22 protein-coding genes are annotated in these 25,051 nt (G+C 40.3%); 8 read left to right on the top strand and 14 right to left on the bottom strand.

The window, feature by feature from the left end; all coding sequences use genetic code 11:
- Positions 1–433: 433 nt before the first annotated feature.
- The 7 genes from WAZ74_RS00510 to WAZ74_RS00480 form a co-directional block, all read right to left on the bottom strand.
- Positions 434–2,806, bottom strand: coding sequence for a heavy metal translocating P-type ATPase (locus WAZ74_RS00510; protein WP_422304634.1), 2,373 nt, complete (start codon positions 2,804–2,806; stop codon positions 434–436).
- A gap of 435 nt (positions 2,807–3,241) precedes the next feature.
- On the bottom strand, positions 3,242–3,466 hold the full coding sequence (locus tag WAZ74_RS00505; RefSeq protein ID WP_422304632.1) for a heavy-metal-associated domain-containing protein: 225 nt from the start codon (positions 3,464–3,466) through the stop codon (positions 3,242–3,244).
- A gap of 136 nt (positions 3,467–3,602) precedes the next feature.
- Complete coding sequence (locus tag WAZ74_RS00500; protein ID WP_422304630.1) at positions 3,603–3,857, bottom strand: cation transporter; 255 nt, start codon at positions 3,855–3,857, stop codon at positions 3,603–3,605.
- A gap of 27 nt (positions 3,858–3,884) precedes the next feature.
- Positions 3,885–4,760, bottom strand: a complete 876-nt coding sequence (kdsA, locus tag WAZ74_RS00495) for a 3-deoxy-8-phosphooctulonate synthase (protein WP_422304628.1) — start codon at positions 4,758–4,760, stop codon at positions 3,885–3,887.
- A gap of 250 nt (positions 4,761–5,010) precedes the next feature.
- Positions 5,011–6,645, bottom strand: coding sequence for a CTP synthase (locus tag WAZ74_RS00490; protein ID WP_422304625.1), 1,635 nt, complete (start codon positions 6,643–6,645; stop codon positions 5,011–5,013).
- A 195-nt stretch (positions 6,646–6,840) separates the two neighbouring features.
- Positions 6,841–7,935, bottom strand: coding sequence for a porin (locus WAZ74_RS00485; protein WP_422304623.1), 1,095 nt, complete (start codon positions 7,933–7,935; stop codon positions 6,841–6,843).
- A gap of 543 nt (positions 7,936–8,478) precedes the next feature.
- The gene (locus tag WAZ74_RS00480) at positions 8,479–10,683 is read right to left on the bottom strand and encodes a malate synthase G (RefSeq protein ID WP_422304621.1); all 2,205 of its coding nucleotides are present in this window, start codon (positions 10,681–10,683) and stop codon (positions 8,479–8,481) included.
- 641 nt (positions 10,684–11,324) lie between these two features.
- Between WAZ74_RS00480 and WAZ74_RS00475 the strand changes: the two genes are divergently transcribed.
- Positions 11,325–12,107, top strand: a complete 783-nt coding sequence (locus tag WAZ74_RS00475; protein WP_422304619.1) for a tRNA-(ms[2]io[6]A)-hydroxylase — start codon at positions 11,325–11,327, stop codon at positions 12,105–12,107.
- Between the two features lie 116 nt (positions 12,108–12,223).
- Here the strand turns inward: WAZ74_RS00475 and WAZ74_RS00470 are convergent, their stop codons facing one another.
- The 6 genes from WAZ74_RS00470 to mtgA all read right to left on the bottom strand — a co-directional run bounded on the left by WAZ74_RS00470 (position 12,224) and on the right by mtgA (position 17,203).
- On the bottom strand, positions 12,224–12,430 hold the full coding sequence (locus WAZ74_RS00470) for a hypothetical protein (protein ID WP_422304617.1): 207 nt from the start codon (positions 12,428–12,430) through the stop codon (positions 12,224–12,226).
- A gap of 93 nt (positions 12,431–12,523) precedes the next feature.
- Positions 12,524–13,078 (bottom strand): hypothetical protein, encoded by a 555-nt coding sequence (locus WAZ74_RS00465; RefSeq protein ID WP_422304615.1) that lies wholly within the window; start codon positions 13,076–13,078, stop codon positions 12,524–12,526.
- Between the two features lie 180 nt (positions 13,079–13,258).
- A complete protein-coding gene (locus WAZ74_RS00460; RefSeq protein ID WP_422304613.1) occupies positions 13,259–13,558 on the bottom strand; it encodes a hypothetical protein in 300 nt (99 codons plus the stop codon).
- Positions 13,559–13,623: 65 nt separating this feature from the next.
- The gene (locus WAZ74_RS00455; protein ID WP_422304611.1) at positions 13,624–13,794 is read right to left on the bottom strand and encodes a hypothetical protein; all 171 of its coding nucleotides are present in this window, start codon (positions 13,792–13,794) and stop codon (positions 13,624–13,626) included.
- A 294-nt stretch (positions 13,795–14,088) separates the two neighbouring features.
- Complete coding sequence (gene ppk1 / locus WAZ74_RS00450) at positions 14,089–16,344, bottom strand: polyphosphate kinase 1 (protein WP_422304652.1); 2,256 nt, start codon at positions 16,342–16,344, stop codon at positions 14,089–14,091.
- A 172-nt stretch (positions 16,345–16,516) separates the two neighbouring features.
- Positions 16,517–17,203: a monofunctional biosynthetic peptidoglycan transglycosylase gene (mtgA, locus tag WAZ74_RS00445; RefSeq protein WP_422304609.1), complete on the bottom strand. Its 687-nt coding sequence runs from the start codon at positions 17,201–17,203 to the stop codon at positions 16,517–16,519.
- A gap of 321 nt (positions 17,204–17,524) precedes the next feature.
- Here mtgA and WAZ74_RS00440 point away from each other — a divergent pair, with 321 nt between their 5' ends.
- The 7 genes from WAZ74_RS00440 to modB all read left to right on the top strand — a co-directional run bounded on the left by WAZ74_RS00440 (position 17,525) and on the right by modB (position 23,736).
- On the top strand, positions 17,525–17,839 hold the full coding sequence (locus WAZ74_RS00440; RefSeq protein ID WP_422304607.1) for a glutaredoxin family protein: 315 nt from the start codon (positions 17,525–17,527) through the stop codon (positions 17,837–17,839).
- Between the two features lie 69 nt (positions 17,840–17,908).
- Positions 17,909–19,084 carry an alpha-hydroxy acid oxidase gene (locus WAZ74_RS00435; RefSeq protein WP_422304605.1) on the top strand — a complete coding sequence of 392 codons (1,176 nt, stop codon included), beginning with the start codon at positions 17,909–17,911 and terminating at the stop codon, positions 19,082–19,084.
- A gap of 173 nt (positions 19,085–19,257) precedes the next feature.
- Positions 19,258–20,343 (top strand): rhomboid family intramembrane serine protease, encoded by a 1,086-nt coding sequence (locus WAZ74_RS00430; protein WP_422304603.1) that lies wholly within the window; start codon positions 19,258–19,260, stop codon positions 20,341–20,343.
- A 141-nt stretch (positions 20,344–20,484) separates the two neighbouring features.
- Positions 20,485–21,297: a MipA/OmpV family protein gene (locus tag WAZ74_RS00425; protein WP_422304601.1), complete on the top strand. Its 813-nt coding sequence runs from the start codon at positions 20,485–20,487 to the stop codon at positions 21,295–21,297.
- A gap of 217 nt (positions 21,298–21,514) precedes the next feature.
- The gene (locus WAZ74_RS00420; protein ID WP_422304599.1) at positions 21,515–21,898 is read left to right on the top strand and encodes a hypothetical protein; all 384 of its coding nucleotides are present in this window, start codon (positions 21,515–21,517) and stop codon (positions 21,896–21,898) included.
- Positions 21,899–22,041: 143 nt separating this feature from the next.
- Entirely contained in the window at positions 22,042–22,731 is a 690-nt protein-coding gene (locus WAZ74_RS00415) for a hypothetical protein (protein WP_422304597.1), read from the top strand.
- Positions 22,732–23,034: 303 nt separating this feature from the next.
- Positions 23,035–23,736 (top strand): molybdate ABC transporter permease subunit, encoded by a 702-nt coding sequence (gene modB, locus WAZ74_RS00410; RefSeq protein WP_422304595.1) that lies wholly within the window; start codon positions 23,035–23,037, stop codon positions 23,734–23,736.
- A 165-nt stretch (positions 23,737–23,901) separates the two neighbouring features.
- Here modB and WAZ74_RS00405 read toward each other — a convergent pair whose 3' ends face one another.
- On the bottom strand, positions 23,902–24,675 hold the full coding sequence (locus WAZ74_RS00405) for a DUF5020 family protein (protein ID WP_422304593.1): 774 nt from the start codon (positions 24,673–24,675) through the stop codon (positions 23,902–23,904).
- Positions 24,676–25,051: the final 376 nt, after the last annotated feature.

Below are 25,051 nucleotides of genomic sequence, written 5' to 3'. Positions count from 1 at the left end.
AGCTTCAATCGTTGGGTTACCGCGCGAGTCTAAAATTTCACGAGCGCGAATGTCTTTAATTGCGGCGACGTTGGTGGTTTCTTCAGCGTACATAATGTCTGTTAATTCCTTTGGTCATGCCAAGTTTAGGGGGTAAATAACGGCAGCTAGAATACAAAAAAGATAAAACAAAATATCGTATAGCACCTGCGCCCAAAATAGCTTTGTATATTTATACGACAGATCAATTCTGAGCATTAATAAGGGCTTACTTAGCACCTTAACAGCGGTCTATAGTGCTTGGCATCATAGCATATATTTTGCCAAACTGCCCTTATCTTACACCAACTTGCGCTCATAAAATCAAACATAAATAGCAATATTGGTGATTTCCGATTTGCTCAAGTCAGGACAGTATCGCAAACACTAGGCTTTCATCATTGTAAAAAAATATCTAAACTTTCACTGGATGCTTTGTATCGATATTAGAGTTAGATACCGTATTATCCAGCTCAACGTCTGTCTTAAATCGGGTTAAACGTAGCGCATTCATCAATACTGAAATGGAGCTAAGCGCCATAGCAGCAGCGGCAATCATAGGATTTAAAAAACCAAAGGCTGCCAATGGAATACCAAGGCAATTATAAATAAAGGCAAAGAATAGATTTTGCTTAATATTACGCACGGTTGCATCAGCGATTTTTTGCGCCGCATCGATATGCATCAACGACTCACCCATCAAGCGCGCAGAGGCGCTATGTTGGGCGACATCAGTGCCTTCAAACATCGCAAAGCTGGCATCAGCAGTTGCCATCGCTGGCGCATCGTTGACGCCATCTCCTGCCATCGCAACTCTATGGCCAGCTGTTTGCAATAAAGCAATTTGACTGGCTTTGTCACGTGGGCTCATCTTGCCATAAGCTTGCTCAATACCCAGCTGTCCTGCGACATGATCGACGACAGACTGTTTATCACCGCTCATCAAAATCACATTAATGCCAGCATCTTGTAGTGCCGTAATTGCTCGTGGCGTATCCGCTTTTAAGTCATCAGCTAAGGCAAAAGCACCGAGCGGTTCATCATTAATGCTAACCGCAACCGTACTGGCAATTTGCCATACTTTTGGCATCAGCTTAGGTAAAGTTAGATTAGCAAATTCTGCAGTACCAACCTTTATAACCCCCAGCCCTTCGATATTTGCCTGTATACCAGCGCCTTTGACGACACTAATATCATTGACGGTTAATAGTGGTAAGTTACGCTCTGCGGCTGCATTGATAAGCGCAGTGGCGAGTGGATGGCTGGCATGCGCTTCAACGCTTGCTGCAATTTGCAAGACATCATCGACAGCAAGTGACTTATCAACCATCACTTCATCAACGATGGTCGGTTTACCAATGGTCAATGTGCCCGTTTTATCAAGCACAACTGTATCGATATTACCTGCGGCCTCAAGACTTTGAGCATCTTTAAACCAAACGCCATGCCGAGCCGCGACACCCATACCCGCCATAATTGCAGCAGGTGTTGCCAAACCAAGCGCACACGGACAAGCAATGACCAATACTGATACCGCATGCATTAAGGCGGTATCAATCATACCCGTCAGCCACCATGTCAGCCCAAAGGTAACTAAGGCAATCGTAACCACAACTGGCACAAAGATAGCCGTTACTCTATCGGCAAGACGCGCCAGATTGGCTTTTGAGCCTTGTGCATCGCTGAGCGCTTGTACCATATCGCCCAACTTAGTATCGCTGCCTTTGGCACGTACACGGTATAACAAGCTGCCATTTTCGACCAAAGCACCTGCTAACAACCCATCGCCTGCTTCTTTTTTGAGCGGTACCGACTCACCGGTTAAATGACTCTCCACACACCAACCAGCACCATCTACAACGATACCATCGGTTGCAACGCGGCTGCCTTGTTTAGCACGCAGAATATCATCCACTTGCACCTCTTTGAGGGCGACATTATGGAAATCACCATTTGGCTGCTGCTGCTCGACTTCATCAGGCATTAATGACAATAATAAATCGATACTGTTTAGACTGTGCTTTTTGGTTCGTTCTTCGAGATATTTACCCGTACGCACAAAAGCAATGACCATCACGCCTGCTTCAAAATACACTGCAGGGCTATTACCAGCGCCGTGACCACCAGCATGACCACTTTGCAACAGACTATTTAAAGTTCCATCGCCATGCGTCAGCCACAAATAAGTTGAATATGCCCAGATAGTCACCGTACCAATGACGACCAACACATCCATATTGGCAAGACCACCTTTGATGGACGCCCAAGCACTCTTGTAAAACGGTAATGCAAAACCAAATTGTACAATCGTCGCTAGGATAAACTGAATCCAAACGGGTGGCATCCATGCCATGCCAAAACCCGTCGCCATACCTGCCATACCGATTAAAAATGGTAGCAAACAAATCCATAAACCTATCAAACGCCACGGATACTGCGTTGCTTTATCCTCATCAGTCTGTGAAAACAAACTATCGGCTGCCTGCAGATTAGCCACAAAGCCAGTTTTGTTTACCCATTCCGTTACCTGTTCTGGCGTCGTCTGTGTCGGATCATAATCTACATTTGCGGTCTCGCCTGCAAAGTTCACATTAACTTCATAAATAGACGGTTTTTTATTAAGCACCTTTTCGATTCGTGATGCACAGGCTTGACACGTCATTCCATCAATCGCCAGTTGCAGGTGCGCACGCTTTGGAGCTAGCTGAGTATCGGACTGAATATCAGTCTCAACTTCGTAGGCTTTTTGATTGTAGTTGAGGGTATCGGTACGGCTAGAATCATTCATAAATAAAACTCGTTATGGCATTTATAAGGCTTTAAGCACTATTTTTTAAAAGCTGTCATTTAGATTCTGTAAATAGCAGTTATAAAGAGAAGCGGTAAAAATAGACAAGGGTGTCAGGGCGTTGCTATCAAAGTATCGTTGAGTAAAGGATATCACTTACAATGAAGTTAGGTTATCAATGAACTTTTCAAGTCAATATACTTTGCTTTTATATTATTATACTAAATAACATATTGATAATAGATATTAAATGATTATAGTTGATATTAACTCGAATATACCAATTAGCAATAACAGTTATGACAAAAGTCTAAGTCTAAGTCTAAGTCTAAGTCTAAGTCTAAGTCTATTATTACTACAGCTCAGCGACTAAAAAAACCAGCTATAACAGCTGGTTTTTTCATTCCGATATACATTACAATTTACTCAACTTACTTACGCGTTAGCGACTGTCGCATCAAAGCCCGCTTCATCAATCGCAGCAGCAATTTTTTCAGCGCTAGTTTTTGTATCATCAAAGGTAACGGTCGCTTGATTGTCTGCAAGCTCGATACTGATATTGTCTAAACCATCGATATCGGCAGTAGCATTATGAACACTCGCAACACAGCCGCCGCAAGTCATACCCTCAATTTTAATAATACGTGTTTGGTTCGCCATGTTAGGCTCCTTGTTTTTATCTGTGAATGAATTTTATACTTTAATGGTATAAGGTTTTATCAAGATACCCAAGACCAGCATAAGAGGTATTGGCGTTGACCACAAGTCAGTTTGGTTATCCTTTTATAAACCAAGCCTAATCATGATAACGTGGATTTTGCGGGGCATCGATAGGAAATGGCTGGGTAACATAATCGACCATGCTGATTGCCGCTGTAAATGCATGGATACTGGTTTCTGTATCATCATAACGCACAAACGCAGTATGGTTATCCGTATCCAGCTCAATCGCCGTTACGCCTGTGATGTTCTTTAACGCTGTCATCACGCTCTCTAATCCTTCGGCGTCATCGATATTTTCGATACTTACCTGTGCAACTTTAATCGCCATTACTCTATCCTCTTATGATCTATTTTTTTAATGAGTATCCAGTACCTCAAAGCCTTTTACCAAATCATCAATCTGTTTAAGCTGACGTAAAAACGGCTCTAATTGGCTCATTCTTAAGGCACAAGGACCATCACACTTTGCGGTTTCTGGACTTGGATGCGCTTCTAAAAACAGCCCTGCCAATCCTGTTGCCATACCTGCACGTGCAAGCGTTGTAATTTGCTCACGGCGTCCGCCAGCGCTGTCACTACGCGCGCCCGGCTGCTGCAGGCTATGCGTCACATCAAAGAATACAGGGATATTCGTCTGCTTCATGGTATCAAAACCAAGCATATCAACGACAAGGTTATTATAACCAAACGCGCTACCACGCTCACAAAGGATAAGCTTATCGTTACCGCCCTCTAGACATTTATTGACGATATGACGCATCTCATGTGGCGCTAAAAACTGTGCCTTCTTAATATTGATAATCGCATCTGTCTTTGCCATTGCGTGGACCAAATCCGTTTGACGTGACAAAAACGCCGGAAGCTGAATAATATCAGCAACCTCAGCGATCGGTGCCGCTTGATACGGCTCGTGCACATCCGTAATAATAGGTACTTGGAATTTTTCTTTGATTTGCCCAAGCCAATCGATACCCTTCTCTAGTCCAGGACCACGATATGAATGCAAGCTTGAACGATTGGCTTTATCAAAACTGGCTTTAAAGACATAACCAATATCCAACCTTTTGCAGATATCAATATATTGCTCAGCAATCTCAAACGCTAACTCTTTAGATTCTAGAACATTCATACCACCAAACAAGACAAACGGCTGATCGTTACCAATAGTGATGCAGTTATTATTAGGGGTATGAAGCTGGATATTTGATTGAGCGGTTAATAAATTTTTCATAAAATCCTTGTCCTCTTTATTTTTATAAATATTCTATTATATATTGTAACCGATAGCCCAATTAAAAAAAGGTGACAAGCGTAATTACATGCCATATATCGTCAAAGACATGAAATCATAATAACAATAAAATCGCTAGAAACATCAATCACAATCACTATCGTTAAAATCAGGCTCAAAAAAAGACCGATCCGAAGAGCAGTCTTTTAAGTGGTTTTATAGTTGTAAGAATAGCTGCAAGAATTAAAGCTTATTTACTATCGCTATAATTTCTTGCTGCTTTTACAAAGCTATTGAACAATGGATGACCACCACGCGGTGAGCTAGTAAATTCAGGATGGAACTGTACCGCGATAAACCAAGGATGGTCAGCAAGCTCAACCGACTCAACCAAATGCTGCTTAGCAGAATAACCTGATACCGTCATACCTGCTTGCTCTAATGGCTCGATATAGCGGTTATTCATCTCATAACGATGGCGATGACGCTCAGTGATATTGGTTGCACCATAGATTTGGGCAAGTTTACTACCAGCGACCAGCTCAGCTTTCTGTGCACCTAAACGCATGGTGCCGCCAAGATCTGAGTCATCACTACGAATCTGTAATTCGCCGCGCTCATCTAACCATTCAGTAATTAAGCCAATGATAGGTTCAGCCGCTGTGCGATGAAATTCAGAAGAGTTGGCATCGATATGCAACACATTACGGGCGTATTCAATCACTGCCAGCTGCATACCAAGGCAAATACCTAAATATGGCACTTTGTTTTCGCGCGCATAAGTAATGGCTTTCATTTTGCCAATCGTGCCGCGCTCACCGAAACCGCCGGGTACTAAAATAGCATCGGCATCGTTAAGACGTGCAAATAAATCATCATCAGTTTCTAGAAGTTCAGCATCGATATAGTCTATTTTAACGTCAGCTTTATGCGTGATACCAGCATGTAGCAGCGCTTCATTGATAGACTTATACGCATCAGGCAGCTCGACGTATTTACCAACCATCGCTACTGTTACGGTCGCTTCAGGATTTAACTGCGCTTCAACGACTTTATCCCAATCACTCAAATCAGCTTCTGGCAAATCAAGACCGAAACGCTCGCAAATTAAGTCATCAAGATCTTGCTCATGCAAGGTACGTGGTATCTGATAAATACTTTGCGCATCTTCACACATAATGACCGCACGCTCTTCGACGTTGGTAAATAAGGCAATCTTACGGCGGTTGTCTTGTGAGATATGATGGTCAGAGCGGCAAATCAATATATCAGGCTGCAAACCAATAGAACGCAACTCTTTGACTGAGTGTTGCGTCGGCTTAGTTTTGGTTTCACCGGCACTAGCGATATAAGGCACTAGTGTTAGATGCATCAGCATGGCGCGATTACGACCTAGCTCCACTTGCATCTGACGTACCGCTTCCATAAATGGTAGTGACTCGATGTCACCTACAGTACCGCCAATCTCGATAATCGCGATATCGTAGCCTTCGCCACTGGCAAGGATTTTACTCTTAATCTCATCAGTGATATGCGGAATCACTTGTACCGTACCACCAAGATACTCACCACGGCGCTCTTTATTCAAGACGTTTTGATAGATGCGACCACTGGTGAAGTTATTGCTTTTACTCATTTTTGAATGACGTAAAAAACGTTCATAATAGCCCAAGTCCAAATCCGTCTCCGCGCCATCTTCGGTCACAAACACTTCACCATGCTGGAACGGGCTCATGGTACCTGGATCGACGTTGATATACGGATCCATTTTGGTCATCGTCACATTTACGCCACGTGCTTCTAGGACTGCAGCAAGAGAAGCAGCAGTGATACCTTTTCCTAGTGAGGACACTACCCCACCGGTCACAAATATAAACTTGGTCATAGTACTCTTTTCGGTAATTGGTAAAGAAGGATTTTACTAAAAATACGCCACAAAATATAGGGTAAAAACATAAACTTGCTTAAACTCTTAGTTTTTAGCGTTTTCCATAACAAATTTTTAGAAATCAAAAATTGTTATAACAAAAAAACTCACCCCGAAGGATGAGTTTTTTATAATACGATTCTAATAGTTAGATTAGAATTTGTATTCTAGACCAGTACCAATTACTAATACTTCAGCATCACCTCTTGCGGCAGCCATGATATCATCGTTAAAAACGTCTTTGATATTAGTGTTATATCTATAGTTAACATTATCAGCTTTATTTAAGCCTGCATAGGCATGAGCAATGATATTGTCTTTATAGAAGTATTTACCACCAACAACAATTTGATCTGAATCAGAATCACCAAAACCATTTAAGTTAGTAGTGTTGTTGTACTGTGCGTAAATAGAAGCTGGACGGGCAAAGTTAGTTAGACCCATTGCTGCACTAATAACGAAACCTTTCTCTTTATCAGAAGAACCATTATAGTCAGCTACTTGATATAGCGCGCCTAATGTTACCGGAGCTGCCATAAACTTGGCTAGATCTACAGTAGCAGTACCACGAATGATATCACCGTTAATATTTTGATCTTTATCATATGCAACACCAGCGGTAAAGCCAGTACCTTGATCAAACATCATCGCAACACCGAAACCTGCGTCGTCAGAGTTATCACCATCTACATCATTAGAGCTGTACATTGCAGACAATTGTAATGGCAGACCATTGTACTTGGGTGCAGTCCAAATGATTGAGCTTGCAAGACGGTTACTATCTGCCATGTTTAACGCTGAAATTGTTTCACTTTCATTTTCAGTTTGACCTAGGTTATCCCAGTAACCTTGGTTCACAACAACGTTGTCAATACGAGCTAGCGTTGATTGGTTTTTACCAGCACGGAATTCACCGAATTGCTTGTTGTTTACACCAAGGAATGTATCACGGTTAGTGAAAGTAGCGTTATCACCAGAGATACTTGTACCATACTCTAACTGATAGATAACATCAGTATTAGCGCTTAATGCTTCAGAGCCCTTAAAGCCTAAACGTGAAGCATGAGAATTAATCTCTACTTGATCTTCACCATAATTAACACTTGTGTTGTCAGAAATAGCACGACCATCAAAATCAATATCGATATAGTCAGCCGCTACAAAAGCTTTACCATAAATAGTTGGAGCTGCGTTGGCTGCAGATACAGATAAAGCAGCGATTGCTGTAGCTAAAAGTAGTTTTTTCATGGGTATATCTCCACTTTACAATTTTAGTAATGAGCTAGCTAAGATTAGCTGGTGCCCATAATGGTATCGTCACAAATCCTCAAAGATATAATGTGTAACTGGCTACCGAGATTAGTCAGAAACAAGTGTGGCGAAGTTCTATTACCGTAAGATGAAAAAAACCGTGAGCTACATAACTAAGATTAATATCGTAACTGCTATGTAAACTTTGGTCTTTATCGCTCTGCTGCGTAACATCCGTTACCAAACTCATACTTCAGCTACAAGCATAACAACTTTGACATAATTTGCAACATATTTTTCAGGATTTAATAATAAAGATAACTAGAACCTGTAGCTAATATGATATTTAACCTATCTTTAAGTACAGATAAAAAAACACCCCTATTCGCGATAGGCAAATAAGGGTGAGCTTAAAAATAACAGCAATAAAACTATAAATATTCCGTCATAAACGCCTTAAATCTATAGATGGCTCGTGACTAATCAGTTAGCAATGCCGATCATCGTTAAAGCTATATGACTATCAAATATAAGCATTATTTAGCAAGCAGTACTGGCTTTTAGGTCAAGACGTGCTTGATGCAGTAATGGCTCAGTATAACCACTTGGCTGCTCGCGACCTTTAAACACTAAGTCACACGCAGCCTTAAAGGCATAAGAGTTATCAAGGTCGTTTGACATAGGCTGATAGCTACTATCACCCGCATTTTGCTCATCGACCACTTTTGCCATACGTTTCATCGTATCCATCACTTGCTGCTTACTGACCACATCATGATGCAACCAGTTGGCAATATGTTGACTAGAGATACGCAAGGTGGCACGATCTTCCATGAGGCCAACATCATTGATGTCAGGTACTTTAGAACAACCAACGCCTTGGTTTACCCAGCGTACGACATAACCTAAGATACCCTGAGCATTATTATCAAGCTCTTGCTGCTTTTCTTCATCTGTCCAATTGGTATCTTTAGCCAAAGGAATGGTCAAGATATCATCTAAGCTTGCGCGCTTACGTGATTTTAAGCTGTCTTGAACCTCAGTGACATTGACTTGATGATAATGCATGCTGTGCAAGGTTGCCCCTGTTGGTGACGGCACCCATGCGGTGTTAGCACCTGCTTCTGGATGGGCAGCTTTAGTGTCCATCATCTCTTTCATCTCATCAGGCTTCGCCCACATGCCTTTACCAATCTGAGCATGACCTTGTAGACCGGTCTCAAGACCGATATCAACGTTCCATTGCTCATAGGCTGGCTGCCACGCTTGAGCCTTCATCTCACCTTTAGGTACAAATGCTCCGGCATTCATACTGGTATGCATCTCATCGCCAGTACGGTCTAAGAAACCGGTATTGATAAAGATAACGCGCTCTTTCGCTTGGCGGATAGCTTCTTTTAAATTGACCGTCATGCGACGTTCTTCGTCCATAATACCGATTTTTAGCGTATTACGCTCTAAGCCTAATAAATCTTCTGAGGCATTAAACAAGTCATTGGCCATTTTGACTTCTTCAGGACCATGCATTTTTGGTTTAACGATATACATCGAGCCTTTACGTGAGTTCGATAGCTTGGTTTTACCGTTAAGATCATTCAAAGACAATAATGGTGTAATCAAACCATCCATCAAACCTTCGAATATTTCTTCTTGACCATTACCCAAATCAACTAAGATTGCAGGGTTTTGCATCAAATGACCAACATTACGAATCAACAATAACGAACGACCTGGTAGGATAAGCGTACCGCCATCTGGGGTAGTATATTCACGGTCTGGGTTTTGTTTGCGAGTACGGGTTTTGCCGCCTTTTTCAAAGGTCTCTTGCAAATCGCCATTCATCAAGCCAAACCAGTTGCGATAAACCTCGACCTTTTCTTCAGCATCTACCGCAGCGATTGAATCTTCACAATCTTGAATAGCAGTAATCGCTGACTCTAACAACACGTCTTTAATATTTGCTAGGTCATCTTTACCAACCGGATGATTGCCATCGATTTGAATCTCAGCATGCAAGTTATTGTTCTTTAATAAGATGCCCGTTGGGCTTTGTGCGTCACCGACGAAACCTGCAAATTGAGCAGAATCTTTTAGTTGCGTGCTACTATCGCCTTGAGCAACTTCAAGCTTACCATTAACCACTTTAAAACCCGTCGCATCGTTGTACGAGCCTGATGCTAGTGCAAAGCTTTCATCTAAGAATTTTTTGGCATAAGCAACGACAGCTGCGCCGCGAGTTGGATTATAGCCACCTTTTGCTTCTTGACCATTTTCATCACTAATCACGTCTGTGCCATATAGAGCATCATACAAGCTGCCCCAACGAGCGTTGGTCGCATTCAATGCATAGCGAGCGTTACGCACAGGTACAACTAACTGCGGTCCTGCAATATGTGCAATCTCGTCATCGACATTTTCTGTGCTAACGTTAAAGTCTTCGCTTTCTGGCAAGAGATAGCCAATTTCTTGCAAAAATGCTTTATAAGCTGGGTAATCAATATCACCATTTTTAGCAGGATTGTCTAAATGCCACTGATCAATCTGTGCTTGGAGCTTGTCACGGGTAGCAAGCAGTGCTTTATTACGAGGCGTAAATTCTTTGACAACCTTTTCAAAACCTGACCAATAACTGTCTGAATCAATACCCACTTTCGGCAGCACTTCGTTTTCAATAAAATCGAACATCTGCTGATCGATAGCAAGAATGCCTTTCTGAACACGATTGACGTTAGAAGACTGGCTCATATTGTTATCCTTATCTATTGGTGAGGTTTGTTAATGTTGAACTAATAAAAAAACAATGGAGATGTAAATGGGTATATAAAGCATCTATGCAAAGTACTAAACAGTTGACTTTAAGTGACAAGACCAGCAAATCTCTTAATATATTAAATTGGCTACCATTACTTTAGCTATAATTAGTCGCTTATTTAACACATTATTATCAGATATAATCTAGAGAATTTTTAAGCAAACACCACACATAAACCTCAAACTTTGAGACGGCACTGATAGTTGATATAATGCTAGCGACTCACTATTAACTGAAAATCAATAGTAAGACAAAATGCCCCAAAAGCAAAATAGCATCCTACTATCAAATAATGAAATAAACAAGAAAACCTCATTCAGTAAGTAAATACTTAGGCTGTATATAAATGATACCCTATAATCCATATGAGCTAGAGACTATAGCTGCCAAGTCTAAACACATTAACTTAAAAGTCATTATAAACTGTAAGTAATCATTACATTTTCAATTTATGCGTAACGGTTATCTATCATTTGAAAATATTATAAAAAATTAAATAGACTTCACTCATAAAAATACAATATCTTTTACTCTTATTTTAAACCTTCACTTAAAAATAAAGCTTAATTAAACTATGACCACAAATTCGCAAAATACCTCAATAATGCAATCGCCAATAGCTAATATCAAAGAGGACATATTTAAAGCAGATCAAACGCAAGAAGACAATGCCGAAAAAGACGATGCCAAAAATGACAATTCTAAAGAAGACAGTGTCGATATCGGACAACTACGAGCCCCTTTAAAGGTAGAACTCTCCGCTATTTATAATTTTTTGGGTGCACGAACGTCGCAAGCTTGGGTAAATGCAGCCATTAATGACTTGCCATTAATTATTCAAGATCATGCCAATTGCGAAAAAAAGGCGGCTGGTACAGCGATGAACTTAATATTCCGCTATGAGTTTTCCTATGATTTGCAGCGCAAATTGGCGCAATTGATACGTGAGGAGATGCTGCACTATGAGCAAGTGCTTGGCATTATGAATGAGCGCGGGCAAGAGTGGCAATACCTAAGTGCGGGGCGCTATGCTAAAGGTATGCTCAAACATAAGCGCACCTACGAGCCAGCAGCAATGGTAGATGTATTGATAATAGGGGCTTTTATTGAGGCGCGCTCTTGTGAACGCTTTGCTGCACTTGCTGAGGTAATCGATGATGAGCGTTTGGCGAAATACTATCGCTACTTATTGAAGTCAGAAAGTCGCCACTTTGAAGACTATCTAGCGCTTGCGCAGTCTTTATCGGATGATAATATTGATGAGCGTGTGGCGTTATTTAAAGAGGTAGAAGCAGAATTAATATCGACTTCAGATACTGAATTACGCTTTCACAGTGGCAACCCTGCTTTACTATAATTTATTAAATTTTTCTACATAAAATAAAAAGGTGAGGCAAACTACGTTAAATACGTTGTTTGTCTCACCTTTTTTGTCAAAGCTTAATCATTCAAGTTTCATGTTTATAACAGTGATTATTTATCATCTACCATTAATGTACTATCGTACTGCTTATGGTCTTTTGCTACATGATGTGGGTCATGGTCAGGAGTGAGTTCTTCTGCAGCGGCTGGATTGACTTTCTGTAACGCATCATCAGGAACAATACCATTATTATCATTTGCATCTTTCAGTTTATAATTTGTCTTGTTGTCTACTGCTTCATCATCTGGCGTATTCATAGCGTTTCCTTATGCTCAAGACCTAATATTCAATACTTGTAACGTCTTAGATGTTTAACAAATAATATTTATCAACTGACTACTGGAAGAATATTAATCTTTTTCATCTGGGTTTAAAATACGAGTTTGCGCATTATCGATATTGGCGTAGCGGTTCATATCAGTAATCTCATGGCTCTTGGGCGCTTCACTACCAACGTTATGTTCGTTAACGCCTTCATCAAAAGCACTGCCTTCTTGGTCACGGCGATCTGGCTGACGCGCTGCATTATCACCATCATTGACATGCTCTGAATCTATAACACTTTTTTTATCTATAACCGTTTCTTGAAAGGTTTCGGTGCCTTTATTGGTAGTAGTATAGTTTTCAATGCCATCATCGGTAGACATAACGTTATAATTATTATGGTGAATATCTTCATGCATATGTTTACCGTGATTTACATCATCACTAATGTATCTTGTACCAATCACTGTTTCTTGCAAAGTTTGGGTACCTTTTTGATCAGCTAGATCAGCGATATCGTTGTCATGCATGGTACTATTTTTAATGTTGGGATTAGAATTTACATGGCTACTATGATTGATATCAGTAGCATCGGTATCAGTAATACGAGATTTAGTTAATGCTGGATCTTTAGTTTCCATTATATTGTCCTTAAAAGTTATTTTTTTTAATAAAGAGTACTTAAAATTAGTGTCTTTAAGAGTTTAAAACGATCACTATTAAAGACTGGGCTCTTACTTTTATCTATTTTGTACAGCAGTTTTAAAGACTGCCTTCTACTAAAATTAGCTTTTTTGATAGAATATCTTTAACAAGAGGTTTTAAATTTCATTACCTTTTTGGCTTAGGTCATAAGCATTCAGGTCAGCGACATTTTTGCCGCCATCTGGTAAGTTCTCTTCCTTACGCGGGTCAGAATAAATTTCATCAGTTTCTTGAGATTTTTGCTGCGGTCCATCAATTTCTGGCTCGTGTTTGCGTCCCTCATAACTGTCTTTCGTGTTATCAGGTTCTAATGCAGCTGGATCACTAATAGGAACGGGCTCTTCGTTATTCGGTCCTTTTTCGTCTAGCACTGTATTATTAGCTTCATGGATATTATTAGTTTCATGGATAGTCATCTGGCATACCTCGCTTATTTAGGATAAGACGCTGAACAGTTACTGCTCTGCTTAAACATCGACACTTACTTGTCGGTACGCAATGTTTCGTCAATAAATGGCGTTTCTTCTTCTTTGGTTAACGCTTCAGGTACATCAACCTCTTTTCTATCTTGAAGGTTTTTTTCAATTTGTTTCCCATCAGCATGTTCTGCAGCTTGCTTAATATCTGAGGTATCGTTATTAGTATTACTCATAATGTAGTTCCTATTTTTTATAGTTATGTAGTTAGGTTTATCTATATATAAAGCGTCTTTATTAGATATTTACAGTACAGACATCAATTATAGGCAAGGTATCAACCACTGCACTAGTGTACTGCCGTATCATTGTGTGAATAAGTGTGAGCTTACAACACTGTTTGTAAGTTAATTTCTGTGTTTACCGCAACAAAAAAACCAAGCGTAGAATAATATCTGCGCTTGGTTTTTATCTTGATAAGAAATTTTGATGTGATTGATAGGTCTTTGAGAGAGTATTAACCAAGTCAGCTAGACGGGATCGCCAACGCCATTAATCACCTTTAATAAATAATCTTGGGCAATATGTGGTAGCTCGCCTGCTGCTGGCTCAGTCTGCTGCCAAACACCATCGCCATTGAGCGTCCATGCTTGCATGTTGTCTTGGAGATAATTTAATAAGCCATCTTGATAAATCTGCTTAGACAATTTCTTATCTTCAATCGGAAACGCGACCTCTACGCGATGGAATAAGTTACGATCCATCCAGTCGGCACTGCCGCAATACAAACGTTCATTACCATCATTATGAAAATAGTAAATGCGTGTGTGCTCTAAAAAACGACCGATAACAGAACGCACTGTGATGTTTTCAGACAGACCTTTTACTTGCGGACGTAAACAGCACATAGAGCGTAAAATCAGCTCAATCTTAACGCCTGCTTGTGAGGCGTCATATAATTTATCAATCAAACGACGTTCGGTCAGCGCATTAACTTTAATAATAATGTGCGCTTTCTTGCCAGCTTTAGCGTAAGCGATCTCATCATCAATAAAGCCCATCAGCTTATCATGCAAGGTAAAAGGCGCGTGTAAGAGCTTTTTTAGGTTAGCAGGTTTACCCATCCCTGTAAGCTCATTAAAAATCTTATGAACGTCTTCAGAGATGTCAGGGTCAGCGCTGAATAGCCCGTAATCCGTATAAACCTTGGCATTGGCTGCGTGATAGTTACCAGTACCTAAGTGTACGTAACGGCGGATTTTATCATCCTCACGACGAACGATGAGCATCAGTTTAGCGTGGGTCTTATAGCCAACGATGCCGTAAACTACCACTGCACCCGCTTCTTGTAAATAATTAGCCACTGCGATATTTGATGCCTCATCAAAGCGCGCACGTAACTCGATGACTGCAGTAACTTCTTTACCATTAAGCGCGGCAGCAGCAAGAGCTTGAACAATCTCTGAATTGGTACCTGAGCGATATAATGTTTGCTTAATAGCCAAAACTTTTGGATCGTTGGCGGCCTGCCATAGTAGATTGACAATTGGTGAAAACGCATGGAAAGGATGATGTACTAAGACATCGCCTTTACGCATGGCGGCAAACATACTGGTGGTTTTATCAAGCTTATCAAAATCACGGCGAAAGGGTTTAGGAACGATATGAGTAAAGGGCTTATAGCGCAGCTCTGGAATATTGAAATCAAATAGCAGTCGCGTTAAGTTCACTGGTCCATTAACACGGTAAAGCTGGTTATCATGTAGATCAAATTCATTGAGTAGATAATCGCTAATGGGCGTCGGACAGTCGGTAGTGACCTCAAGGCGTACCTTATCGCCAAAGCGGCGGTTTTCAAGCTCGCCTTCCAGCGCCTTGGCGATATCCTCAACATCATCTGCTAAGTCTAAGTCAGCATTACGTGTGAGCCTAAATTGATGACAACCAGTGACATTGACTCCGGGGAACAGCTCACCAACGTGCTCATGGATGATCGCTGATAGCATCACATGATGCTCTTTGCCACCAGTCAGCTCATCAGGCAGGCGAATCACTCGCGGCAGGCTGCGCGGTGCTGGAACGATAGCCAGATTAATATCGCGACCAAAAGCATCTTTGCCTTCTAAAGTGGCAATAAAGTTGAGGCTCTTGTTAACCAGACGCGGAAATGGATGCGCTGGATCGATGCTAATAGGCGTCAGTACTGGCGATACTTGCTCAATAAAATAACGCTTCATCCATGCTGATTGCTCGGCATTAAGCTCATCACGTTTGAGATAGCGAATGTCTTCAAGCGCCAATGCTGGCAGAATATCTTCATTTAAAATACGGTATTGCTCATCAATGGCATCATGAGTCACCGCTGATATTTCATTAAGGATTTCGCTTGGGCGCATACCGTGAACACTGGTCGATACGTCACCTAGGTTTAGCTTTTGCATGATACCGGCAACGCGAATCTCAAAAAACTCATCCAAATTCGATGAAAAAATCATCAAAAAGAATAGACGTTCAAGTAAAGGATGGCGCGGACTTGCTGCTTGCGCTAAAACGCGCAGGTGAAACTGTAATAAAGACAAATCACGATTGATATAACTGCTAGGTGAATAGCTACCATCCTCCGAGCGTTGCCACTCAATCTCAGTTAAGTTAGAGCTACTATCAATAATGAGATTATTTATTTTAACAGCGCTGTTGGTGCTACTCTCTGTATCAATATCATTGATATCATGATTGGTCTCAATAATGTTATTAGTGTTATGACTTGTATTGTGCTTATTATCCATTTCTGCCACGTTATTACTCCTTATCCTTATCATTATCGACATGCCATCATCTTTTATACTTGTTTTTATACTAAACGTCTTTTCTATCTTATCATTATTATTTTTTATAAAACTGACTAACACGTTTCAAAATTACTGCCATCCGATTCAATGAGCAATATAATCCGGCAATTTAAGCAGATTGTGGCAATACCGCATTTTTCATGCGCTTTTTAATGATACGTTGTTTATTACGCAAGCGTTTATCGCTTTGATGGCCTTCGTAGTATTTTGGATTGGTCAGCATAGCAATTAGTAAAGCTGATTGATCGCGGTTCAGATTGGCAGCCGATTTATCAAAATAATACTGAGACGCCGCCTCGACACCATAAACACCATTACCAAACTCTGCCACATTTAGATAAGCGACCAAAATACGCTGCTTGTCCCATAAGGCTTCAATCATCACTGTGATAATAGCCTCTTCAGCTTTACGTGTGTAAGAGCGATGCGAGGTTAAAAATAAGTTTTTAGCCAATTGTTGGGTGATGGTTGAGCCACCTGCTGACATTTTACCAGTCGCTTCGTTCTTCTTCTGTGCCGCTTTAATACCTTTCATATCAAAGCCACTATGTTGGTTAAACGTTGAATCCTCACTGACTATCGCCGCTTGCTTAGCAGATTTGGCAATCTCATCATAGTCAACCCAAGTCTGGCTAACATCACCGCCCGTAATACGATGGGTCAGCATAAACATACTGTTATTAATCGGCTGCGTTTTCCAAATAACCAGCAATCCTGCCACCAACACATGAAAAGCCACGACCAATACTATGAATGCCAAAATCAGTCGTTTGATAAATTTACCGAAACCTGTCATGCGTGATACCCAAGTGATTGAAAAGATAATAAGATGAAGTAAGAAGCTATTAACAAGCATCTAGCAATAAGCATCTAGCAATAAAAAGCCATCAGCCAATAGTTATGAATCAATGATTCTGAACTAAGGATGATAAATCAGCAATGATAAATAGCAGCTTATCTTACCTAATCTCACAATCGCTGTCATTATTTACCCTACTTCTTTATCATGTCATATTTATCATGTCATAAAGGTTAAGCAATATTGACGTTTTTGATCAAATTTTAATTAAGGCTTGAAAATAGCACTTTGTAACAAGTATTAAATAAGAGAGTTAATATGCATGATAATAATATAACGGCATTACGGGCACAAATGATTGCAGCACAGCCTCATCTCGGTACTATTGAAAATATTGATAAATGGTGGTTACTTGGTACCTCTGGCTGTCATTTATGTGACATCGCTGAGCAAATCATCACACAGTTTAAAGCGGTACAGCCTATTACTTATCAACATGTCGACATCGCTGATTTTGATGAAGCACTTATGATGAAATTTGCCACTAGTATCCCAGTGATACTGACGCCATTCAAACGCTTAAATTATCCATTTTCCGTGATGGATTTGCAGCAACTTTTAATGAATTCATAGCAACAATACATCGCTAGTATCCATTTCATAGCATTAACTAAATCATAAAACGTGAATAGTGAGAAGTTTATGAAAGATTTAAAAAAAGTGACTGAAATTGAAGATTTACGCCGTGTCGCTGAGCGTAAAGTACCACGTATGTTTTATGATTATGTCGATTCTGGCTCATGGACTGAGACCACTTATCGCAGTAATGAAACCGACTTTGACCGTATTAAACTGCGCCAGCGAGTATTGGTCAATATGGAAGGACGGTCGCTTGCTACCGACATGATAGGGTCGACTGTAAAAATGCCAGTCGCTATCGCGCCTACTGGCTTTACTGGCATGATGTGGGCAGATGGGGAAATCCATGCCGCGCGAGCAGCGGAAAAATTTGGCGTGCCATTTTCACTATCAACCATGAGTATCTGCTCGATTGAAGATATTGCAGAAAACACCAGTGCACCTTTTTGGTTCCAGCTATATGTCATGCGTAATCAAGAATTTATGGCCAATCTTATTCGCCGCGCTAAAGCGGCCAATTGCTCAGCTTTAATCCTAACTGCTGATTTGCAAGTGCTCGGACAACGCCACAAAGACATCAAAAACGGTTTATCCGCGCCGCCAAAACCGACTCTTGCCAATATCTTAAATCTAATGACTAAGCCGCAATGGTGCATGAATATGCTCCAAACCCGCCGCCGTACCTTTGGTAATATCGTCGGTCACGCCAAAAACGTCGAAGATATCTCATCGCTATCGGCATGGACGGCTGAGCAATTCGACCCTGCGCTGAGCTGGGATGATGTTGCTCGTATCAAAGATATGTGGGGCGGCAAGCTAATTATCAAAGGGATTATGGAACCTGAGGATGCCATATTGGCTGCTCGTAGTGGTGCGGATGCGCTTGTGGTTTCAAATCATGGCGGGCGTCAGCTTGATGGTGCGCCCTCCTCTATTGCTGCTCTTGCCGATATCGTACAAGCGGTACGGGCGGAAAATAGCGAGATTGAAATTTGGCTGGATAGTGGTATTCGCTCCGGTCAGGATGTACTTAAAGCGCTAGCGCTTGGAGCAAATGGCACGATGATTGGGCGCGCATTTTTATATGGGCTCGGTGCTTATGGTGAAGATGGTGTCCGCCGCGCGCTAGAGCTGATTTATAACGAGTGCGATATCAGCATGGCATTTTGTGGTCATACCGATATCAATCAAGTCACTGATAATATATTGGTTAAAGGGACTTATGAGAATCTTAAATAAAATGTTTCACTAAAAATCTTAAATCTACAGAGCCATAATCTGCATAGCTATCAATAATGGCAACATCTAATAATGAAAACATCGTTATCTATAGTTCTGCATGGTTGTGGATGACATGCCCTGACCATACCCTTTATACTCTCCTTATAATCTTTCATTAATAGTTTGCTTTTATGACCATTCAACAATTATTAAAGACAGCACCCGTCACCACCCTGCTATTAGTTAGCTTTATCGGACTATTTATCATGCAAGTGCTGACTGGCGTTGATGCCAATAATCCCTCAACTGAAGAACTGGTGAAATGGGGTGCTAATGCCTTACCTTTTACCATGGATAGTGAGCCGTGGCGATTGGTCAGCAGTGCCTTTTTGCACATTGGTTTGATGCATTTATTATTTAATGGTTTTGCCATGTATTTCTTTGGGCAAATCGCCGAGCCAATGTTTGGTTCAGCTAAGTTTTTAGCGTTGTTTTTACTGGCGGCTATCGGTGGTGGCCTACTCAATAACTACGTCACGTGGCAAGGTATTTTGGATGGTACTGGACAACCCGGCATATCGGCTGGTGCGTCTGGTGGCATCATGGGTATTGGCGCTGCATTATTAATCGCCGCACTGTTTAAGATATCAGTCAATGGCATGGTGCTGAATATTAAAAGCCTGATATTTATTATGGGCATCAACTTGGTGTATGGTTTTGCCGTACCGGGTATCGATAATGCGGGTCATATTGGTGGCGCGATTACCGGACTCATGATTGCGCTGGCTTTCGCGATCGCCTACCGTCAGCGTATGGCTATTACTCTACAGAATATGCCTAGCATTCCTGTTTTTCAAAGCAGCTATCAACATGGATATCAAAGCGACTTTAAAAATGAACAGCAAAACGAGCAGCAAGACAACTACCAGACCACGTATATCAACTCTCCAGCAAGTAGCGATACTGACTTTGCTAATAGCCATCATCGTTTAGATAACGAAAATGGCTTTAATAACGATTCGAGCGTAAATAATGCTCGTTTAAATAATGCCAGTTTGTATAATGAGAGTCATATTGACAATAATATTGGTGTAAACTCAAACCTTAATGTTATCCCTAATTATCCGATGGTTAGCGAAGAAAAAACACCGCCTAAATCTACACTTATTTGGCAACTCCTGCCGTGGCTAGTGATGTTACTTATTAGTATTGGTTTTATATGGTGGTGGCAAGATATTCATCAGCAAATATTACAAGTACTAAGTGCCATTGCGTAAAATGGCTGAGTAAAGCCGCTAAGTAAAACCTCACGGTTATTCATTATTTTTAAACGGTTTAATAACTCACGCAAATTAATTTTGGCTTTCACTAATCCACTATTTTTACCTATTTATCCCACTCACTTATGAGAGCAAATCATGTTGAAATCATCAGCGCTATCTAATCCCTCTATGCGCACTTTGCTTAGCGCTCTAACGGCTACCGCATTATTTAGTGTCGCTAGCCTATCCAATGCCGCACTATTTAATAAAAACCTACCGAAAGATCCTGATGCCGAGCTAAGCGTTGGTGTCAACGTCATGGCGGTAAATTCAGCTTATGATTTAGAAGATGGCACTGATTTCCTGGTATTACCGGGTGTGTTTTATGATAATAATAAAGTGTATGCACGCGGTGCCCAAGCGGGTGTCTACCTGCTGAACGATGGCACCAATCAGATATCTGCTTACGCTCAGCTCGAGGGTAGCGAGTTTGACCCTGATGATGCGAGTGGAAATTTGGCAGGTTTGGATAAACGTAAAGCGTCAGCAGCTGCCGGTCTAAGTTATCTGCGCCGCACCCCTGTCGGTGGCTTTCGCGCACAGATAGCGACCGATATTTTAGATCGTAGTGGTGGCAATACTGCCAAGTTAAGCTACCTTGCCAAAATCACCAAAAACAAGCTAACCGTCTATCCAAGCGTTGGCTTTGAGTTTTATGATGCTGACTACAATGAATACTATTATGGCGTCAGTGATAAAGAGTCAGCAAAGACGGGCGTTGAAGCTTACACCTCTAATTCGAGCTTGAATCCCTACATCAATATTAGTGCCAACTATGATTTCAATGAGCGCTGGGCAGGATTTGCCAATCAAAGCTTAAGCTATCTGCCAAATGAGCAGTACGATAGCCCGATGGTTGACTCGCGTACTGAGTCGACGACGACACTTGGTTTGCTTTATAAGTTTTAGAACTTAAGAAAGAATGATGTGAAAAAAGCTGGGCATTTTGCTCGGCTTTTTTGTGGGACTGATTTGATATAGTTGTAGATTAGGTCGTACACACGGACATCATAAATATTTTTAAACAATCGCATGGAGTATATTTTAAGGTAGATCTAATAAAACACTTTATTACATTTGTTGACAATATCGTTCATAATATTGAAAACTAAATAGAGCTAACTAAATGACTCCTGAAAACTTTAAAAAACATGTAATATTTGACAGATTAAATTCACTTAAAGAAATATTATCTGATGAAGATATTAAGAAAAAGATAGATATTGAAAAATTTTCCTACTTTCAAACAGTTTCATCTTTTATAAATCAACGAATAAAGTTAACATTATCTGATTTAGTTCAATTGTCAGAAGTGAATAGCTTAAGTAGCGAGCTTCATGAAGGTGTCAATCAAATAAATAGCTTTATTGGAAATAGTAACGAAGGTCATCTAAATAACGCCATAAATAACTTTAGTGCTGCTATCAATATAATCAGAACTTTCCCAATACCTATTTCTAAAAATGATTTGATTTTTCAGGAAAAATTGTTGATTTTGAAAATATTGTAGCAAATAAGTATAAATATCTAAAAGAAGAAAAAAATGAACTTGAGAACAAATTTAACAGTCTAAGCAATGATTTAACAGCCCACCAAAATAGTATTCAAGAGCTAATTGAACATATTAAAGGTAAAAGCGAAGAAATTGAAAACTTGAGCTTCAGTTTTCAATCGAAGTTTGATGATATAAAAACACAGCATGACCAACAGTTTAGCACTGCTTTAAAAAGCTATAGTGCTGAGATAGAACAGTCAAAAGAGCAGTTTCGAAAAGAGTTCGATGAACTTAAAGACAATACAAATAACGAATCATTGGATTTAGTAAGTAGCCTAGAAACTAAACATGATGAAGCAAGAACACTTGTAGGTTTAATAGCAAATGTAGGTATAACAGGTAACTATCAAAATATAGCTAATGACCATAAAAAGGATGCAAATCGATGGCGCTGGGTGGCAGTTGCATTTATGGGAGCATTTTCGATTATCTTACTGATAACCATATGGAATTTAAATGTCGATGGTTTAGCTTGGCAACAAGCCCTAGTGAGAGTTATTGCTGCTATATCCCTATCGTATCCAGCAACTTATGCCGCTCGCGAATCATCTAAACATCGAAAACTAGAGACAGTAAACCGAAATGCTGAGTTAGAATTGGCTTCAATAAATCCATTTATTGAGGACTTAGAGCTTGAGACAAAGCAAAAGATTAAAGGGGAACTTGTGGAAAAGTATTTTGGAAATCATAACAATCTTGAACATTCAGATGTAAAAGACCTTAAAGGACTGTCTATAGAAAATTTTGAGAAAATAGTTGAAGCTATTTCAAAACTAAAAAATAATTAGCATTACATCCTAATGCTGTTCAGCCCTAATTGTAGAGTTATCTTTTTGCAGTCAGCGGCAAGACAGATAAAAGCGGAAAGCAGGATTATAGTCAAAATATCCTAAAATCGCTACGGTATTGCTGATATCAATTTTTTGTCGCCTCTGTCTGCGCAGGCACAGCAAGCAAGGAAAATTGATATCAGCAGTGTGTGATGTATCGATATTACTTTTCACTGACTATAAGTATAATAAATGACATGGCATTATAAGTAGCGTTCTATAATTAATGCATTGGGCAAAAGGTAGATAAACAATAACGCTATGATGTCTCAGTCTCTTATCTCAGATATGCTGCTACCCGTATGGGTAAGCGTCAAGCTTGCCGGTATTACCACCCTATGCTTGTTATTGTTTGCAACCCCAGTGGCTTATTGGTTGGCCAAACCCAGTCGCGGCAATATCGTTGGGCGCATAAAGATACTGCTCATGGGGGTTATCGCCATGCCTCTTGTCTTGCCACCAACGGTGATCGGTTTTTACTTATTACTACTGTTAAGCCCAAACTTTGGCATTGGTAAGTGGCTTGCTCAATATAATATTAGTGCCTTCACCTTTACTTTTGAGGGACTGGTTATTGGCTCTATTATTTACTCACTCCCCTTTTACGTTCAGCCTGTCTACGCGCAATTCTTACGCATTCCAGCCAGTGTGATGGACGTCGCTCATCTGCTGGAGCCCAGCCGGTTCAGACGATTTATACGCGTGGCATTACCGCAAGCGCGTATCGGTATCATCCTTGGTAGCCTCATCAGCTTTGCCCATACCATTGGGGAGTTTGGTGTGGTATTAATGATAGGTGGCAGTATCTCTGGTGAAACTAAAGTCGTCTCCATTGCCATCTATGAGCAAGTAGAAGCATTAAATTATGAAGCAGCGCATATGATGTCTGCTGTTCTCATTATCATGGGAATGGTCATGGTGGCTTTGATTGCTGGAGTCAGCCGATTGAATCAGCGTCCATAAAGCTCATAAATAGATTTTGGTATTTATTCAATTTTTTTAACAATATGTATTTCTTTTATTTTGATCTGACCATCTCCCCTATTTTATCCATTTTATAAAAAAGCCTCACTCAACTAAAAGTTGAATGAGGCTTTTTTTATTGATATTTTTAGACTCAATCGCTTTTTAGAAATGATACTTAACTAAAGCGCTCGCTGCGTTTTGGTCGACACCATCAACACCGTATTTATTTTTCCAGTAGCTATATTCCATACCGACTTCTAAGCGGTTATCAATGCCTAGTACTTCTTGCAAATTATATTTAAGTTGCGGATTGATATGGATATTGTCTTTAACATTATCATCTTCGCTATTAAATGCATAGTCAATATAACCATCAATGACAAAGTTATTCTTTTCCCAACCATAGGTGACGGTAATTTGTTGATCATCAGCATTATCTTTATCGTTAAAAGCATGATATAGCGATGCAGACGCATATTTCATACCTGGAATTGGCACATTCATATCTACGCCTACACCAACAAGATAGTTATCTTGGCTAAAACCATTACTATTTGAGCCAAACTCATACTGACCGGCTAAGTTAACTTGTTTGATAAAGCTGTTATCAAACGTTGCAAGCTTCAGCTTAGGCGCAAGCTCGCCATAAGTCTCTTTAAACTCTTTACCGCTGGCATTTTCTTTACCTTGATGACGATCAACGAAGAAAAACACACCACCCCAAGTATGGGTAGAGGCATGCTCTAAAGTCATAGTAGTCAAGGTTTCTTCCGGTACTAGCTCATAGTCGGTACCATAGAGGGCTGAGATACTGGTATCGCCAAATAGCATTTTTGCTTGACTACTGCTCATGGCACCCAAGGCAGCAATAGCAACGAGCGCACAAGTCAGTGGCTTAGTAATCAGGGGGAGTTTTAAAGATAAATTATCACGCACAGTAGTATTCCTTTATTTACAGTCGTTGGCGCCTAGCAGGCTTAATGATCAAGTGCTATAAACGGGGTTTAACTTCCTGTTAAAACGCACCCGCACTGCTAGAGAGAAAAGGCTATTTGCCTTTAGTAAAATTAAAGCGTTAGAAAAAATCCGAACATTAATGTTAATAAAGCTGCATAAATATTCTCGGCAATTTTTTTCAAAAATCACTATTTCTGCAGCAATTATTAACATATTGAAACAGTTAAGCATGTTTTATGAGTACTGACAACTTCAATTTGACGCTAAATAGCAGGATAAAATGCGCTCTAAGTGATTGATATCAGCTAAGTTTATGATTTCATTAAAGTAACTGACCAAATGGTCAGGAATATTA

Source organism: Psychrobacter sp. (assembly GCF_049295055.1).
GTDB lineage: Bacteria > Pseudomonadota > Gammaproteobacteria > Pseudomonadales > Moraxellaceae > Psychrobacter.
The sequence above is the reverse complement of the archived record's forward strand: the minus strand, read 5'-3'. Positions and strand labels throughout refer to the sequence as shown.

Coding starts and splice junctions, on each gene's coding strand:
- WAZ74_RS00510 (WP_422304634.1), bottom strand. CDS start 2,806: ATGAATGATTCTAGCCGTACCGATACCCTCAACTACAATCAAAAAGCC.
- WAZ74_RS00505 (WP_422304632.1), bottom strand. CDS start 3,466: ATGGCGAACCAAACACGTATTATTAAAATTGAGGGTATGACTTGCGGC.
- WAZ74_RS00500 (WP_422304630.1), bottom strand. CDS start 3,857: ATGGCGATTAAAGTTGCACAGGTAAGTATCGAAAATATCGATGACGCC.
- kdsA (WP_422304628.1), bottom strand. CDS start 4,760: ATGAAAAATTTATTAACCGCTCAATCAAATATCCAGCTTCATACCCCT.
- WAZ74_RS00490 (WP_422304625.1), bottom strand. CDS start 6,645: ATGACCAAGTTTATATTTGTGACCGGTGGGGTAGTGTCCTCACTAGGA.
- WAZ74_RS00485 (WP_422304623.1), bottom strand. CDS start 7,935: ATGAAAAAACTACTTTTAGCTACAGCAATCGCTGCTTTATCTGTATCT.
- WAZ74_RS00480 (WP_422304621.1), bottom strand. CDS start 10,683: ATGAGCCAGTCTTCTAACGTCAATCGTGTTCAGAAAGGCATTCTTGCT.
- WAZ74_RS00475 (WP_422304619.1), top strand. CDS start 11,325: ATGACCACAAATTCGCAAAATACCTCAATAATGCAATCGCCAATAGCT.
- WAZ74_RS00470 (WP_422304617.1), bottom strand. CDS start 12,430: ATGAATACGCCAGATGATGAAGCAGTAGACAACAAGACAAATTATAAA.
- WAZ74_RS00465 (WP_422304615.1), bottom strand. CDS start 13,078: ATGGAAACTAAAGATCCAGCATTAACTAAATCTCGTATTACTGATACC.
- WAZ74_RS00460 (WP_422304613.1), bottom strand. CDS start 13,558: ATGACTATCCATGAAACTAATAATATCCATGAAGCTAATAATACAGTG.
- WAZ74_RS00455 (WP_422304611.1), bottom strand. CDS start 13,794: ATGAGTAATACTAATAACGATACCTCAGATATTAAGCAAGCTGCAGAA.
- ppk1 (WP_422304652.1), bottom strand. CDS start 16,344: ATGGATAATAAGCACAATACAAGTCATAACACTAATAACATTATTGAG.
- mtgA (WP_422304609.1), bottom strand. CDS start 17,203: ATGACAGGTTTCGGTAAATTTATCAAACGACTGATTTTGGCATTCATA.
- WAZ74_RS00440 (WP_422304607.1), top strand. CDS start 17,525: ATGCATGATAATAATATAACGGCATTACGGGCACAAATGATTGCAGCA.
- WAZ74_RS00435 (WP_422304605.1), top strand. CDS start 17,909: ATGAAAGATTTAAAAAAAGTGACTGAAATTGAAGATTTACGCCGTGTC.
- WAZ74_RS00430 (WP_422304603.1), top strand. CDS start 19,258: ATGACCATTCAACAATTATTAAAGACAGCACCCGTCACCACCCTGCTA.
- WAZ74_RS00425 (WP_422304601.1), top strand. CDS start 20,485: ATGTTGAAATCATCAGCGCTATCTAATCCCTCTATGCGCACTTTGCTT.
- WAZ74_RS00420 (WP_422304599.1), top strand. CDS start 21,515: ATGACTCCTGAAAACTTTAAAAAACATGTAATATTTGACAGATTAAAT.
- modB (WP_422304595.1), top strand. CDS start 23,035: ATGATGTCTCAGTCTCTTATCTCAGATATGCTGCTACCCGTATGGGTA.